A 16,344-nucleotide genomic window follows, 5' to 3' on the forward strand; every position below is an offset into this window, starting at 1 on the left:
CATTTTATTTTTGCTAAATAAGCTTTACAGGCATCATCATTGGGTAGTTCTTTTATAAAGTTTAATATATCTTGACCCTCTATTTGCTGCATATACTATGTTTTAAAGGCGTTAATATACGGCAATTAAATGACTAACTCAAAAAAATAATTTTTAATAAGCTACAGTATAAGATTTTACATTTAATTTAAACAGAATTATGAGAACTCTATTTTGAATAAAATGATCTACATAAATTACTAAATCTCCTAAAATAATACTTAATCCACAAATATTGATTCACTTCACAAACCATTAAAAACTAAAAAAGAGCTAACTCATTTATTAAAATGAATTAACTCTTTTATTGTGACCTCGAAGGGACAGAGTTCAAACTTTTTGAAGGAGGATATTGGGTTAATAATCTCTAAATCAAACCATTTGAGAATTTAGGTTTTAATTCACTATTTCAATTCCATCAACTGCCTTTAGGAATTTCACTACAGCATTAGCAAATTCTTTTTGATTTTCTTCTTCGTTGATAAATGTCCAAGCATTAGGCAGACGAGTATTCATTCTCATAACAACTGTATTGTGATGGTCATTCTTTGCTATTCCGTGATTGAAATCATAGTATTCAGGAAGTTCTTTATCTAATTGTTCCAAATTTGCTAAAGTTGAATTGAAGCGCTCTCTTGCTTTTATCGCTAATGCATCAGGTTCATTTAAGTTAGAATCAAAACTTTTATGTGGAGCTTTTATAAAATACCAACATTCATATCTAGTTTCAATACGGTAATCTTTTGCTCCTGGATGAATAGAAAAATCTAGTCTATATCTGTGCTTTGGCTTTTGTATGATGTAAGTCAAATTAGACTGAACTCTCTTTTGATTGTATTGAAGTTCAATCCCAGACTCTTTAGCTAATGCTATTAAAGATTTTGAAACTCGATTATTTAAACCTTTTAAGAAATGTGACTTGTGAATTTCTTTAGGTTTTACTTCTTCAATCGTGTCATCATAGCTAGTGACCGAGGCTACATCTATGGCATTACTCATTATATCTCCAACGGAAGAATCTTCTGAACTTCCAAGCGCTTCTTTTGCATTATCTTCTATCAGAGATTTAAGTGTATTAAGCAAACGTGAGATTTGCATAGCTCTAGTGCTCAAATAACTTTCTCTTTGACAAAGTTGATATAGAACCTGCTCCCATTCTTCATCAAAATATTCATTCTTACTAAGCTGTTCTTTTAACTCTTCATCTAACTTATCAATCTTAAAAGTATCTAGTAACTGCTCATCCCAATTTTCAAAATCAGGATAACGTTCTAAAGCACGATATATAAAAGGATAAGATATCTGTATACTAAAAACACCTATGTTTATGAGTTGCTGAAAATCGGATGGTTTGTTTTCCTGTTCCACCGCATACATTACATTCTTGACTAGCGATAAACTATTCAATAATCGTTTTATAGCTCTTGGATTAGAGCCTACTGTTTGGTGACTTATTTCAACAATAGATTTCCCTGTAGCTTCATCAATTTCTTTAGATTCAAAATAATTTATCTTTTGAAGCCCCTCTAAAATCAACTTATCAATTTTATATTGGCCAACTGGCATAGTAAAAGGTAACTGGATGATCTTTTCAAAGAATGACCTAAATTCTCTTTCATTTTGAGAAGTCTTTTTTCCAAACTTTGGTTCCAATCCTTTTACAACTACATCATAATCTATTGCTAAAATAAAAATACAATTCTCTAGGTCAAAGATATTTTTAAGTAACTCTAATATTTGTACAGCTACTGGCGGATTTATTCTGTCCAAGTCATCTATAAAAAACAAGAAGCCTTTTGTCTTTTCATCTTTATTTACACACGTATTTATTTGTTCTTGTAACTCTGCGTGTAAATCTCTTAATGAAGATTGTCCTGGGCTTTCTTCCCAAAGGGCATCTACTGCGTCTCCAGCAATTCCTGCTGTCGCCATATTTGTACCAGTCTTTATAAGACTTTTTGTGGCTGACATTAAGAATCGAGAAGCTTTCTTTTTTAATGCTTGTACATTTTGATTTTTATCTTTTTCTAAAATCGAAATAACAGAACCTATAACTCCTTGAATAATATTAGTCATCGTGGTGTATTCATCACTTAATAGTGAATACTCCCAAGTATTAACCCATATAGCCTGAAAGTTCTCTGAACTATCACACAAGTCGTGCTTAACAGAGTTCATCAAGGATGTCTTTCCACTTCCCCATTCGCCTTGAATAGCAATAGTTAAAGGGGTTTGTGCTGTATTTATAAAATTAGTTAAGCCATTTTTATAGGCATCTATCCCAAGCTGATCTGGCAATCCTGCTTTTTTAGGAACATCTATGATGCTTGAAGTAATCATTAGGCTACTTTACGGCTTATACGTTTACCTTTTTTATCATAGGTTTCGGCATAGTTTCCATCTTGTACAGAAAAAGTTTCACCAGAGGCTCCTAAAAAACGGTCAAAATCATTCACAAATCTTGATAAGCGCTTTAGGTTTTCATCTAGGACTTCTGTGTAATTTCCCTTCTGTAAAACTACTATCTCACTTGAATTACCTAAAAATTCGCCTTGAAAAACTGCTCTTTTTATGCGCTTTCCTTTTTCATCTAAGGTTTCAATGTAATTCCCTTTTATGCCAACACGTGCAATCATATATTTTTAATTAAATGGTTATCAGTTTTAATACGTTCACAAAATAAGAATTTTATATCGCCATTTTGTGTCGTTTTATTTTTAAATTTATATCGACATACTTTGGCGAGGTACATTTATAAATTTGAAGTATAAATAAAATGGCAAATTATAAACTATTGAAACGATTGTCCTGCATAATGCATCTTGTAACGAGTAAAAGTGGTATTTCAAAAACTGAAATGATCGACAGGTTATTTGCAGATTTTGATATTGACACAACACCTCGTACACTAGAAAGGGACTTGAAAAATTTGAAAGATGATTTTGGTATTGAGATTAATTACAGCAGATCCATACGTGGTTATGTCTTAGAAGAAGACGAGCGTCAGATAAGTAGTTTTTTGAAGTTTGCTGAGTTTTCTTCCTTAGCAGAAATGTATGAAGAAGGAATTAAAGATTATAAATCTTTTAATAAATACATCATTCCAGATGATAGTTCAGATTTCACAGGGTTGCATAATATGGCTAGGATAGTTAAGGGAATTACGCTTTCGCGAAAGCTAAAATTTACCAAAGAGAATTATTACAAAGAAACTAGAAAGACATATACAGTTACTCCATTGCGTTTAAAAGAATATTTAAACAGGTGGTACTTAATTGCAGTTCCTGAAGGAGAGAACGAGATCCGAAACTTTGGTATTGATAGAATATCAGATTTAAAATTGACAGATACTCCAAGCGATTTATCTCAAGACTTTGAAGCTCAAATTAAGCTGTATGAAGATATTGTCGGTCTTAATTACAACGAATCCAAGAAAGTTGAAAAGATAATTTTAAGTGCTGATAATAAACAATTAAAGTATTTAAGGAGTTTACCGCTTCATAAATCACAAGTTTGTGTAGACGGATTAGATGGTAAATGGGGAGAAGCAATTTTTCATATTAAGTCCAACTATGAATTTGAAACGCAAGTCTTGAAAATGGCAGGAATGGTAGCTATTAAAGAACCTATATGGCTGAGAGAAAAAATGAAAAACTACATAAAACAAATGATGCATAACTATGAATAAAACTCCTAACTTATTTCAATGGGCAACTTCTGAATTGTCTCAAGATGCTTTTTTATGTTGGTTTATAGATTGGACGCATCCAGCCTATAAAGGAGTTAATACTCTTCTGACTGATTCTGCGACAAACTTTATCAACCTAATGACTAATGGCGAAATCAAATCAATAGATAGTTTGACTATAAAACGTCAGTTCAAGAGTATTGATATTGTAATTGTAATTAACGACGAGCACGTAATCCTTATTGAAGATAAAGTTCATAGTAATGAACACGGTAATCAGTTATCCAGATATAAGAAACTCTTAGAGAATGAATATGCAGATAAAACAATTTACCCTATTTATCTTAAGACTGGAGATCAAAGTAGATACAAAAGTGCAAACGACAATGGATATAAAATTATAAGACGAAAAGACTTATTGGATGTTTTAGAGAAAGGTATTCAATCTGGTATTGATAATAATATTTATGTAGACTTCACAAACTTTTTAAAAAGGAGAAGAAGTTCTGTTCAAAGTTACTTGAAGCTTCCTTTTGCAGATTGGCATTGGGATTCTTGGAAAGGTTTTTATCAAAATATCCAAAAGGAATTTAATGACGGAACCTGGGATTATGTACCACAAAGAAATGGTGGGTTTTTAGGTTACTGGTGGCATTGGAACTCTGGAAAGATTGATGATATCTATTTTGAATATTATCTACAACTTGAACATACTAAACTATGTATTAAAATATATGTAGAAGGAACTAAGGAGAATAAGTATCACGTAAGAAATCAATTTAGACAAAAGCTATACCCATTAGCTGAAGAGCATAAAATTGACATTCATCAAAATGGACGAATAGGAAAATGGATGACAGTAGCAGCTTTGTCAAATGAGTATAGAGTAAAGAATAGCAGCGACTTTATTGATATGAGCGCAACGATAGAAAACCTTAAAAGAATTAATAATTTAATGAACGACTTAAAGTTTGACTAAACCACGCTACCTAACTAAATCCAGATTTAAGTTGGCACTTGATTGTCCAACTAAACTGTTCTATACTAGAAAGAAAGAATATGAAGATTCTAGCGAAACTGACACTTTTTTAGAAGCACTTGCGCAAGGAGGTTTTCAAGTGGAAGAATTAGCTCGTATGGAATACCCAGGTGGCATTGCTATTCTTGGTGAGGATTCGAATTATCAAAAACTTGCAGATAAAACAAGTGAGTTATTACACAATGAGAATGTTGTAATCTTTGAAGCAGCATTCTTATTTGAAGGGCTATTCATTAGAACAGATATACTTGTAAAGCAGGGCAATAAAATCAAATTAATTGAGGTGAAAGCTAAATCTATAGATAGTGCTCATCACGATAGTTTTATCAATTCAAGAGGTGGTTTAGGTTGGTCTGATTATTTATATGATGTCGCATTTCAGAAATATGTAACCCAAAGTTGTCATCCTGAATGGAACATTACACCCTATCTTAATCTTGTAGATAAATCCAAAAAGACTACTGTTGATGGCTTAAATCAACATTTCAAAATAGCTCAAAATAGCGATTTAAGAACAGGAATAATAACAACACCTGGTCTTACTAAACAGCACATAGGTGATTCAATTCTTTGTAACATTAATGTGGATACCGAAGTGAATTTAATTCACAATGAGAATCCACTTTTTGAAGCCCAATCATTTGAAGATTGTGTTTTGTTTTTTAGAGATAGCTATAAAAATGACATCCGCTTGGACACGCCTATCGGCAGGCATTGCAAAGGCTGTGAATACAGAGTTGATGATACTGATTCAGACGTTAAAAGTGGATATCACGAATGTTGGACAAATCAGTTATCGCTTTCGCGAAAGCGTATATCTGAACCTAAAAGTTATGATGTTTGGAACTTTAGAGGTAGCGGAAATTTGTTTGAACAAGGAATTGTGTTTATGGATCAAATAGAACTGGAGCATATCAATATTCAATTAGAAGCAGATGCCATAAGTAATTCCGAAAGACGCTGGTTACAAATAGAGAAGACTAAACAAAGCGACAATACACCGCAGATCGAAATTGATGGGCTTCGTAAGGAAATGAGTAATTGGAAGTTTCCACTAAATTTTATTGATTTTGAAACTACTGCGGTGGCCATACCATTTACTGCAGGCAGGAAACCATACGAGCAACTAGCATTTCAATATAGCCATCACATTGTTTTTGAAGACGGTACTATTGAGCATTATTCAGAACACCTTGACACAAAAATCGGTCATTTCCCAAATTTCGATTTTGTGAGAGCTTTGCGAGATTCTTTATCTAAAAACGAAGGTTCAATATTTAGATACCACAATCACGAAAACACGATACTTAATAAAATCTATGGACAGTTACTAGAATCATCAGAGGACGATAAAGACGCTCTTATTTCATTCATTGAATCTATTAGTCATAACACAGGAAGTTCCGCAACTACTTGGTCTGGACCAAGAGATATGATCGACCTCTTCCAAGTAGTGAAAAATTATTATTTCCATCCAGAAATGAACGGAAGCTTATCTATAAAAGCAGTACTTCCAGCAGTCTTAAATACTAGTGAAGTGATAAAGAGAAAATATGTAAAACCAATAAGTGATATCAACCTAACCTCTAAAAACTTCCCACAAGAATATGTATTTCTTCAGTTTGAAGATAGAAAAGCGATTAGTCCATATAAGGCATTACCATCTGTTTATGAAAATTGGTCACAAGAACAATTAGATAATGCATTAGCAAACATAGGAGACATTGCAGATGGAGGAACGGCTCTAACAGCATACGCAAAATTGCAGTTTGAAGATGTGACAGAAGAGGAACGTGATGCACTTGAAAGTGCGCTACTTAGATATTGCGAGCTAGACACGCTTGCGATGGTAATGATATATGAGCATTTTAAAGAATTAATAGAATCATAATTGAATGTTTGAAATAGAAGACATTAAAAATATATTAAAAGATTCGCCGAGCATAAACTTACTTAAGTTAAGAAAGTTAGATGTAGTCGTAGCGTTTTTATATACTGCATTTAGTCAAGATAGAAGTTCTATACTTTCTGATGATTTTCATAGAAGGCTTGAAGATTATTTAGATCATTTTGAAGTTGATTTCGATGAAGAAAGTGACATACAACAAACATTTGACACTAATGAAGTAAAGGCTAAGAGGTCTATCAAAAAATGGACTGATAGCGGGTTTTTAAGTAATTATTATAACGAGAATGGAGATATCGTGTATCAATTATCTCCTTATACTATTAAAACCCTAAACTGGATAGAAACGCTTAAGAAGAAAGATTTTATAGGTGCGGAATCTAAATTTAAGGATATCTTCAATCAATTGCAAGAGCTAGTTGAGCATACAAATGAAGACGTAAATAAGAGAATTAAGAATCTGGAACGAAAAAAAGCAGAGCTTGATGAACAGATTCAGGATTTAAAAATGGGTAAAGAAGTAGAAATACTTGAAGATTTCCAGATAATACCAAGATTTGAAAGACTTAACACTACTGCAAGAGAATTGCTTTCAGATTTTAAAGAGGTAGAAGATAACTTCAAAAAAATTACAAATGAAATTTATCAAAAACACCTCGATAAATCTTTATCAAAGAGCGATGTCTTAGATTTTACTTTTGATGCACTTGATAAACTAAAAGAAAGTCATCAAGGAAAAAGTTTCTATGCATTTTGGGAGTTTTTGATGGATCGTTCGCTTCAAGATCAATGGAAAGAACTTACAGAAGAACTTTACAGTAAACTAGATGAAAAAGGGATAAAGAATGATGATACTTTTCTAAAAGGGATAAAACGATATCTTTTTAAATCAGGAAAAAGGGTTTATGAAGCCAATGATAAAATGGCTGAGAAGCTAAGTAGAATAATAAGAGAAGGGAATGCAGTTGACAAAGTATTAGTCAAAAATCTCATTCAAGATATCAAGAAGAGTTTATCCATAATAAGTCAAGATAGAATTAGTCCAGACCTATCTATGCAACTTGAAACTGGAATAGATTTTAATGTTCCATTTGAACGAAGACTAACTTACGAAAAGAAAGAAAATCACGTATATCAAGTTAAACCTGAGCGAGCAGATAATGACTTTACCCAAGCTGATGACTTTAAAGATGTTGTCACTCGAAAAACAATAAACAAAAAGAAGCTCAAGTCTAATATCAAAAGTATTTTGATTAATAAAAATCAAACAACACTAATAGAAGTAATTAACGAAACTGGTGGTATTTCTGAAGGCTTACCAGAACTCTTTGGTTACTTTGAAGTTTTGCAAGATTTCACCCACGAGTTTAATGATAAACAGTTAGATACCGTATTCTTTGATAAGAAGCAGAGTAAATCAATACAAATACCAGAAATTATAATAATAAAATGAGTTTAATAGAAAAAATACAGCCTTATTCCAAAGCAGTTGTGAGACTTCTGAAAGGCACGGTAAATAAAAAGGATAGTACCTGGCAAGATACATTACTTTATAAAAAAGAGATTGCTGAATATATTAGTGTAATAGGTTTAGAATTAATAATTCAAGAAGAAGATGGTTATGCATTTGTCAAGCAGTTCATAATAGATGAAGATGATAATACTTTAGGCTTAGTAAGCAGACGAGCTATAGGTTTTGAAGTTTCAGTTGTGTTGGTCATACTTCGACAAATGCTCGAAGAATTTGAAAACAATCCTATTGAAATTCAAGGGACAATTAAATACATTCTTAAGGAAGATCTTAAGGCTGAAATAGAACGCTTCTTACCTCAAAAATATAACACGGTTCAGTTTTTAAAAGACCTAGATTCTCATATTAATAAAATTATAGATTTGCGTTATTTAAAAGAGGTAAGCGAGAACGACGAAGAACCAAAATACATTATTCATAAAATCATTAAAGACAAGGTTTCTCTTGACATATTAAATGATTTCAAAAATCAATTAGAAGCCTATGTCGAGTCTATTTAGCACAGTGTCAGGAGAAGCAGGATTCAGGCTTCAATATATGGAAGTTCTTAACTGGGGAACATTTGATGAAAATGTTTTTAGAATAGATCCAAAAGGAAACAATTCTTTGCTTACTGGCGCAAATGGTTCTGGTAAAACCACCTTTATAGATGCGCTACTAACATTAATTGTACCTCTTAAAAACAGTCGTTTTTATAATCAATCTTCCGGTGTAGAGAAAAAAGGAGATCGTACGGAGCTTAGCTATGTTTTAGGTCACTATGGCGATATTCAAAAAGATGGAGAGTTAAGTACTACCACTCAAAGTTTAAGAGATAAAAGTTGTTACTCAATACTGTTAGCTAATTTTGAAAATAAAGATGGAAAGTCAATTACATTATTTCAGGTAAGATGGTTTTCAGGTAATGAGATGAAGCGAACCTTTGGACTGGCTTACCAACCTCTTGAAATTGAGAAAGATTTTACATTATTTGATGGTGGTGGAGTTTGGAAAAAATTGTTAGAAACTAAATACAATCAAAATAGTACAAGACGTAAAATTGAATTTTTTGAAGGGCCGACTAAATACGCAGAACGTATCACCAAATTATTTGGAATGCGCTCTGTAAAAGCATTAAACCTTTTCAATCAACTAGTAGGAATAAAAGTATTAGGAGATCTTGATGCATTTATTAGAAATGAAATGTTAGAGTTTAAGGAAGCAGAAGATGAATACAAGGCTTTAGAAGAGAGCTTCGTTACCTTAATGGACGCTAAGAATAATATTGAGAAGGCTAAAGAACAAATTGAACAATTAGAACCAATTAATAAGTTAGCAGATCAATTAAATGCCGCAAAAGAAGACTTAAAAAAACTAGAATACAATAGAGATACTGCTCTTTATTGGTTTGCTGAAAAAGGTAAAGAGCTTTCAGGTTTAGAGAAAAATCGATTAAACGGTATAATAGAGGCCAGCAATGCTAGAATTAAAGTTTTAAAAACAGATGAAGGTAATCTAAGAGACAAAATCTCTACAGTTAAGACTCAAATAGAGAATGATGAAGTAGGAAAACAAATTGAAGATTTAAAAACAGAAAAAGCTCAAGTTGATGTAGATACGACTAATAGAAAAACTAGATTAGAGGCATACAACGGAACTGCCTCTTCTACAGGTTTAGCTAAAGATCCTTCAAAAAAAATATTCCAAGAATCTTTTGAAAAGGCAGGCAAAGAAATTAAATCAATAGATTTAAAACTCCCTAGTGAAAGGCAAAAATTCTATAGCATAGAGTCTGAAATCACAGGAAAAGGTAAACAAATAATTGAAGGAGTTGAAACTGTAAAAAGCTTAATCAATAACGGAAATAATATTACTGGTAGAGTTTCAGAGATACGAGATGAATTGATTGAGGCAATTGGAGCGACAAAAGAAGATATCCCTTTTGTTGGAGAATTAATTGCTATTAAAGAGACCGAAACAGCTTGGGAACTGGCTATTGAAAAAGCATTGCATAGTTTTGGATTAAAACTATTAGTACCTGATGAGTACTATGATGCTGTTAATGAATATGTCAATAAAACGCGATTAAATGGGAGAATATCTTATGAGCGTATTAGATCTTCTTTTTCTATAAAGGCATTGTCTCAACAAGGCTTCGATGACAATTACCTAGTAAGCAAACTGGATTTTAAAACCACAAGTCAATACCAAGAATGGGTAGAACAAAATGTTACATCACGATTTAACTTCCTTTGTACAGATGATATGTCTGCTTTCGCGAAAGCAGAGAAAGCAATTACAACTAAAGGATTAACAAAATTTGGTAAAGGTAGACACGAAAAAGATGATAGAAAGTTCTCGCTTTCTAAGGAACGATATGTGCTTGGATGGGATAATTCTTCTAAAATTAGTTATTGGAAAAATCAAGTCCAAGAACTTAGAAAAGATAAAGAATCCTTAGAATCTCAATACAATGTAATTGAGATTAATATACAAGAACTAGATACCCAAAAAAACAACTTAAATGATTTAATAAAGTTGTTTCCTTCATTTGATTTAATAGACTGGAGTTCATCTGCTAAAAAATCTGAAGCTCTTAAAAAACGAATAGAAAATTTAAAAGATTCTAACGATAAAATAAAAGCGCTGGAAGAAGAAAAAGATATTCTTGATGGCAAGCTAAACTCTAATACCGAAGAACGTGACAAAGTATTAATTCAAATTGGTAAAATTGAAGCTAATGTTGATGATGCCAACAAAATATATAACGAAAATTCTATATTATTAGAATCAATACCCAATCATCAGATAGACATATCTAGTTTCGGAATAACTAATAGTAATTTAGAAAATATTTCATATACCAATTTCGCATCAAATAAAGAGTCTTTTCAAAAAGAAAATAATCTTGAAATTTCAAAATTAACAGAATCACTGAATAGGCTAAAAAAGTCATTAGGAGATAAAATGAGGGCTTTTAAAATCCCATCAGAAAAGATAAGAGAACGATTCCCTTCTTGGGAATCAGAGGTGAGTAATTTGAGCTTAAACGTTGATTTAGCATCTGCTTTTCAAGAAAAATACATCTCATTAACCAAAGACGATCTGCCTAAGTACAAAAAGCGCTTTGATAATTATCTGGAAGAGACATTGACAAATAAAGTTGGAGAGTTTAATGAGTTCTTTGATTCTTGGTCTGAGGAAATCAAGGAAAACGTATCAGCCTTAAATGAATCTTTAAAGAAAATAGATTTTGAGACTGTACCACAAACGACATACATCCAGTTAATTGCTAAATCCAAAAAGAATGAATTAATTAATGAATTCAAAGAATACCTCTTACAAGCTATTCCAAATTTTAAAGAAATGCATAGTACAGTTGACGGTAAACGTGTTCATTTTGAAAATGCAATAGAACCATTTATTAAAAAGCTTCGTGATTTCGAATGGAGAAATAAAGTGATGGATGTACGTACTTGGTATGAATACAAGGCAGAAGAGTTCTATAAAGAAGATGATTCAAAAAAGAAGACCTATGAAGGTATGGGGCAACTCTCTGGAGGAGAAAAAGCGCAGTTGACTTATACTGTATTAGGATCTGCAATTGCATACCAGTTCGGCTTAACAAAAACAGGAACCGAAAGCGATTCATTTAGATTTATTGCTATTGATGAAGCATTCAAAGCACAAGATAGTAAGAAGGCAAATTATCTAATTAACCTCTGTAAACAGTTACATCTTCAACTACTTGTTGTTACTCCTAGTGATAATATTGATATTGTTGAAGACCATATCTCATTCGTGCATTTTGCTTCAAGAAAAAATGACCGCAATAGTTGGTTATATGATATGACTATAGAACAATTTCAAGAAGAACGTGAAAAATATGTTACTGAAGAAGTATGATTGCACCAGAAGAAATTTTTAAAAAGGCCAATAAAAAATACATCTCTTACTTACAAAGTAAAAAAAATGGAGATGTGTTTTTTCCATTGACTATACCAGGGAATAAAATACCTAGCAAAAACACTTCAGGTTATAGTCAAGAGATTAAAAGACTCTATCTCGATTCAAAAGAGAAAAAGGGATATGGTTATGAGATTGTCTATACGCAAAAACGAAAAAAAGGTTTAGGTCTACAAAGTATTCCCTCGCAATTTGTTTTCGACAATGAGCTCGATTTTCTAAAATATCTTCATAAAGAAAAAGAAGTTATCCAATTTGATAATGCTTGTGAAGTCACTTTTGAAATTTTTCCAGAACTGAAGGAAGTCATTTTTAATAAGCCGGCTATTTTATTAAGTAACTTGGGCAAGTGGGAAGACCTATTGAAAGTATGTACATATTTTAAAAGCAACCCTCAACCTGATTTATACATAAGAGAATTGCCTATTAATGTGCATACCAAGTTTGTAGAAAAGAATCAATCCGTATTAACTACACTTCTTGAAACTATTTTAAATTCAGAAGATATTTTGTCAGATAAAAGATTTGAAAAAAAGTTTGGTTTAAAATATTCAGAACCTCTAGTCCGATTCAAAATACTCGATCAAGATATTGCAGATATTTCGTTTTCGGGAATCAGTGATTTAGCATTACCACTAAGTCATTTTAATCAGCTTAATCTTAATATTTCAAAAGTAATTATTGTTGAAAATAAGACATCCCTTTACACGACGTTAACTCTTCCAAATATGACTAATACTATAGCTGTTTTTGGTCAAGGATTTGGGGTGTCTAATCTTAAAAACATAGAATGGCTCAGCACTAAAGAGATACTATATTGGGGAGATTTCGACGCTCACGGTTTTGAAATTCTATCTCAAGTAAGAGGATATTACCCTCAAACTAAAAGCGTACTAATGGATAAAAACACCTTTAATAAGTTCTTTGAGAATGACAATGGAGCTGAATCTAAAGTGTCTCAATTAGATAATCTCACGGAAGCTGAAACTGAATTACATAGATTCTTATTGGAGAATAATTACAGGCTTGAACAAGAGAAGATTCCTAATGATTTTGTTATCAAGTACTTTGTTTCATAGCTTCAGAAAATATAATATTCTGTAATATATTATAAAAAATATAATATATTGTCTTCTTTAATTAAATTGAAACTTACAACCTACTGGCTTTTAGCACTTCTTTTTTGTGGCATTTAATTGGCTTATCAGCTTATTAAATAACAAAAAATGAAAATACTAAACTATCAATTAACGTCGCACTTTGAAGAACGAATGAAAATAAGACATATACCAGAGTTCTTAATTTCACTTTGCCTTGTAAAAGGAGAAATTAAAACTACTACTAAAAACAAAAAAGAATATAGCTTGAATCAAAATTACATTTTAGAGGCTGTTAGTCAAGGTTACTTGACTATAGCAGAATGCCTTTGTATAAAGAAGATTGTTGTTGTAGCAAAAAAGAACATTCTTATTACCACGTATGCTACTTATGGAGATACAGGAATAAACTATAGCAACTAAACTATGAGATCTGAACCAAAAAGAACTCTTAGGCAACTTAATGCTTTTAACAGAGAACATCAAGACGAGTACCGAGTTAATAAACTTTTAGATGGCGTTTTTCACGGTATTAGGGATTCTCAAGATTATTTAAGAAGTGCGAAAGAAGTTATCCAAAATCAAAATGCAGTAGCCATACCAGTTCAATTAGAAACTTTTGAGGAAGAAATTGAAAAAGGTAAAAAAGGAAAAACTATTCTATGGAGATATCATCTACTTAAAATGGATAAGATGAGAGATAAAGAATCTTCTGTAATAACCAATTACCTCTTTAAAAATGAACAAGAAATAATCTATTCGGTTAAGCCTACTGGAAATCATAAATCAGATAGAGCAAATGAAATTAAAATAAGTGACCGCAGCGAGGAAGAACTATACTTAGACTTTGATAAAGATCCTCAAATTGATAACACAATATATCTAAAAGCAAATGATTATCAAATCAGAATGCAAGAAAAAGCATTGATAACATTAAATAAGAACCCTGAAAGCCATCACACACCACTTTTGAGATTATTTGATTTACCCATTAAAAGTAACAGGTATTTTGAAGAGAATTACGACTTAAACTTAGCGGAGAACATTGATTTTAAAATCCTAAATAACACCAATATTGATGGCGCAACAGAACAACAAGAATTTGTTAAAAAAGCTTTAGCATCTAGAGACTTTGCCCTTTTAGAAGGTCCGCCAGGTTCTGGCAAGACCACAGCTATTATAGAATTAATCATTCAATGTGTTTTACAAGGACAGCGCGTGTTGTTAGTTTCCTCTACACACGTTGCAGTAGATAATGTTATTGATAGGATAATAGGCAAGTATAAAAAACATACAGAAGGTTTAGTAAGTCCTATGCGTATAGCATCAAGCCCTGGAGTCATAAGAAAAGAAAGTGTCGAGCCATATCATTTAAAGCAGCTTATCAAGCATACCAAAAAAGAAATGCTCAGTAACTTGAATAAGAAACAAGATTCTATTGGAATAAAAGCTCTAAAGGAAAGCCTCAACTCTAAGGATTCAAGTTCTAACTTCGATCAAATTATATTGGATTCAGCAAATCTGGTAGGTGGCACAGCAATTGGAATATTACAACATCCTGGAATTAAGTCTGGAGTAGGTAAACCTTTTGATGTAATGATTGTAGATGAGGCTTCAAAAGTTACATTTCTAGATTTCCTAGTTCCAGCACTGCACGCAAAAAAATGGATTTTGGTAGGTGATGTAAATCAACTCTCCCCATACACAGAAGGAGATATTGTTACAGAGCATCTTAATAAATTACTAGATAAAGACCAACAAAATCTTATAGCTGAGACCTTTGAGCTTCAAAAGGATCTGAAATTGAGAAACAAAGAAAAAGTAGTTAATGTATTATTTACTAAAAGAGATCAGGAGCATTTCAGTAATTTAAAAGAAAGCAACTTAGAAGTATTTCATTTAGACGCCCAGAAATCTTCTCTATCAACTAATTCTGGACACTGGTTATTAAATAGTGTAGATGTAATAATAGCACAGCCTTCAATAGAAAATGAAACGCTCCTTGCTCAACACTTAAAATTTAAAGCAAAGTTCTACGGTAATAGTCCTAAAAACGCACTACTAATCCATCATCAAAACCATTGTCACAAAGTCAAAAACGGAAGAAAAACTTGGATTAACAACTATTCTTATAAACTAGATAAAGATCAGAACTGGGGCGAATTAGTAGGTAGGAGCCTTGAGCAGATGTATCAATACCGTTTTGAGCCAGAGCTAGAAAAGAATAAGAAAATAGAATATGACATACTAGTTCCTTCTTCTATTGAGCAGAGAGTAGAAGGCCTAAGACGAGTCGCCCTGCCTTCTATACTTGAACTCTTGCAAATAGGTGTAGGAGAAAAAGATCGCACCACAAAAGACGGTAAAACTTATAATGTAGAGAAAATACTTTATTCTGGTTTTGACAATATGACCAAAGTGAAAGAATTGAAGTTTCAATCCTTAAGCTATCAGCATCGTATGGAAGATGATATTGCCAGATACTCTCGAGAACATTTTTATGACGGTAATAACCTAGTGACTGCAAATACTGTATTACAAATTAGAGATAATCCACTTAGAGAATATAATAAAAGTGAAAATTCTGTTATGTGGATGCCAAATGGATATCAAATTAAATATAACAATAAAGGCAAACAACGTATTACTAATCCAGAAGAAGTAAATCACATAAAACAAGAACTAATTTCTTTTCACGCTTTCGCGAAAGCGAGGTCAGAACAAGTATATGAAGTAGCAGTACTTTCTTTCTACAATGATCAAGTTGCTAAACTAAAAGAAATGCTTAAAGAGCTTACGAAGCAATATCGAAAAAATAAGTTTTTCACATTAGGAAATATTAAAATAACCCTGTGCACGGTAGATAAATTTCAAGGTGACGAGGCAGATATGGTGTTATTGTCTTTTGCAAAGGCTACAGCAGGCGCTCACTATAACAGCCCTAATCGATTGAATGTGGCCATTACTCGAGCACGTTATAAACTTGTGCTATTTGGCAATCCAGAACGATTAAAAAAGGGAGCAGGTCTTCCAGCTCTCCAAAAGATGGCAACGGAGATTAATACAAGATTAACGAGTCACAAATCAAGAAACTAAAGC

General features: G+C 32.2%; 11 protein-coding genes and 1 pseudogene. 9 read left to right on the forward strand and 3 right to left on the reverse strand.

The window, feature by feature from the left end; genetic code table 11:
- The 3 genes and pseudogenes from Q0838_RS05635 to Q0838_RS05645 all read right to left on the reverse strand — a co-directional run.
- Nucleotides 1–92: pseudogene (locus tag Q0838_RS05635) on the reverse strand (IS1595 family transposase); the annotation flags it as partial.
- 343 nt (nt 93–435) lie between these two features.
- Complete coding sequence (locus tag Q0838_RS05640; protein ID WP_298952248.1) at nt 436–2,379, reverse strand: P-loop NTPase fold protein; 1,944 nt, start codon at nt 2,377–2,379, stop codon at nt 436–438.
- The gene (locus Q0838_RS05645) at nt 2,379–2,675 is read right to left on the reverse strand and encodes a hypothetical protein (protein ID WP_298952250.1); all 297 of its coding nucleotides are present in this window, start codon (nt 2,673–2,675) and stop codon (nt 2,379–2,381) included. Before Q0838_RS05645 ends, Q0838_RS05640 begins: the two co-directional genes overlap by 1 nt.
- A 140-nt stretch (nt 2,676–2,815) precedes the next feature.
- Here Q0838_RS05645 and Q0838_RS05650 point away from each other — a divergent pair, with 140 nt between their 5' ends.
- The 9 genes from Q0838_RS05650 to Q0838_RS05690 all read left to right on the forward strand — a co-directional run bounded on the left by Q0838_RS05650 (nt 2,816) and on the right by Q0838_RS05690 (nt 16,341).
- Nucleotides 2,816–3,727, forward strand: a complete 912-nt coding sequence (locus Q0838_RS05650) for a WYL domain-containing protein (protein WP_298952253.1) — start codon at nt 2,816–2,818, stop codon at nt 3,725–3,727.
- The gene (locus Q0838_RS05655) at nt 3,720–4,706 is read left to right on the forward strand and encodes a PD-(D/E)XK nuclease family protein (protein WP_298952255.1); all 987 of its coding nucleotides are present in this window, start codon (nt 3,720–3,722) and stop codon (nt 4,704–4,706) included. Before Q0838_RS05650 ends, Q0838_RS05655 begins: the two co-directional genes overlap by 8 nt.
- Nucleotides 4,699–6,657: a DUF2779 domain-containing protein gene (locus Q0838_RS05660; protein WP_298952257.1), complete on the forward strand. Its 1,959-nt coding sequence runs from the start codon at nt 4,699–4,701 to the stop codon at nt 6,655–6,657. The genes Q0838_RS05655 and Q0838_RS05660 overlap by 8 nt, the downstream gene beginning before the upstream one ends.
- Before the next feature lie 4 nt (nt 6,658–6,661).
- Complete coding sequence (locus Q0838_RS05665) at nt 6,662–8,125, forward strand: DUF3375 domain-containing protein (protein WP_298952259.1); 1,464 nt, start codon at nt 6,662–6,664, stop codon at nt 8,123–8,125.
- Nucleotides 8,122–8,703, forward strand: a complete 582-nt coding sequence (locus tag Q0838_RS05670; RefSeq protein ID WP_298952261.1) for a DUF4194 domain-containing protein — start codon at nt 8,122–8,124, stop codon at nt 8,701–8,703. The genes Q0838_RS05665 and Q0838_RS05670 overlap by 4 nt, the downstream gene beginning before the upstream one ends.
- 4 nt (nt 8,704–8,707) lie before the next feature.
- Nucleotides 8,708–12,088 (forward strand): ATP-binding protein, encoded by a 3,381-nt coding sequence (locus Q0838_RS05675; protein ID WP_298952263.1) that lies wholly within the window; start codon nt 8,708–8,710, stop codon nt 12,086–12,088.
- Nucleotides 12,085–13,227, forward strand: a complete 1,143-nt coding sequence (locus Q0838_RS05680; protein ID WP_298952264.1) for a Wadjet anti-phage system protein JetD domain-containing protein — start codon at nt 12,085–12,087, stop codon at nt 13,225–13,227. The genes Q0838_RS05675 and Q0838_RS05680 overlap by 4 nt, the downstream gene beginning before the upstream one ends.
- 147 nt (nt 13,228–13,374) lie before the next feature.
- On the forward strand, nt 13,375–13,668 hold the full coding sequence (locus tag Q0838_RS05685; RefSeq protein ID WP_298952266.1) for a hypothetical protein: 294 nt from the start codon (nt 13,375–13,377) through the stop codon (nt 13,666–13,668).
- A 3-nt stretch (nt 13,669–13,671) separates the two neighbouring features.
- Nucleotides 13,672–16,341: an ATP-binding protein gene (locus Q0838_RS05690; protein WP_298952267.1), complete on the forward strand. Its 2,670-nt coding sequence runs from the start codon at nt 13,672–13,674 to the stop codon at nt 16,339–16,341.
- Nucleotides 16,342–16,344: the final 3 nt, after the last annotated feature.

The sequence above is a fragment of the uncultured Nonlabens sp. genome, from assembly GCF_947495285.1.
Taxonomy (GTDB): Bacteria; Bacteroidota; Bacteroidia; order Flavobacteriales; family Flavobacteriaceae; genus Nonlabens.

What these genes read in the sequence shown, in the direction of transcription:
- Q0838_RS05665 (WP_298952259.1), top strand. Translation starts at nt 6,662, where the DNA reads ATGTTTGAAATAGAAGACATTAAAAATATATTAAAAGATTCGCCGAGC.
- Q0838_RS05670 (WP_298952261.1), top strand. Translation starts at nt 8,122, where the DNA reads ATGAGTTTAATAGAAAAAATACAGCCTTATTCCAAAGCAGTTGTGAGA.
- Q0838_RS05680 (WP_298952264.1), top strand. Translation starts at nt 12,085, where the DNA reads ATGATTGCACCAGAAGAAATTTTTAAAAAGGCCAATAAAAAATACATC.
- Q0838_RS05640 (WP_298952248.1), bottom strand. Translation starts at nt 2,379, where the DNA reads ATGATTACTTCAAGCATCATAGATGTTCCTAAAAAAGCAGGATTGCCA.
- Q0838_RS05655 (WP_298952255.1), top strand. Translation starts at nt 3,720, where the DNA reads ATGAATAAAACTCCTAACTTATTTCAATGGGCAACTTCTGAATTGTCT.
- Q0838_RS05645 (WP_298952250.1), bottom strand. Translation starts at nt 2,675, where the DNA reads ATGATTGCACGTGTTGGCATAAAAGGGAATTACATTGAAACCTTAGAT.
- Q0838_RS05685 (WP_298952266.1), top strand. Translation starts at nt 13,375, where the DNA reads ATGAAAATACTAAACTATCAATTAACGTCGCACTTTGAAGAACGAATG.
- Q0838_RS05650 (WP_298952253.1), top strand. Translation starts at nt 2,816, where the DNA reads ATGGCAAATTATAAACTATTGAAACGATTGTCCTGCATAATGCATCTT.
- Q0838_RS05690 (WP_298952267.1), top strand. Translation starts at nt 13,672, where the DNA reads ATGAGATCTGAACCAAAAAGAACTCTTAGGCAACTTAATGCTTTTAAC.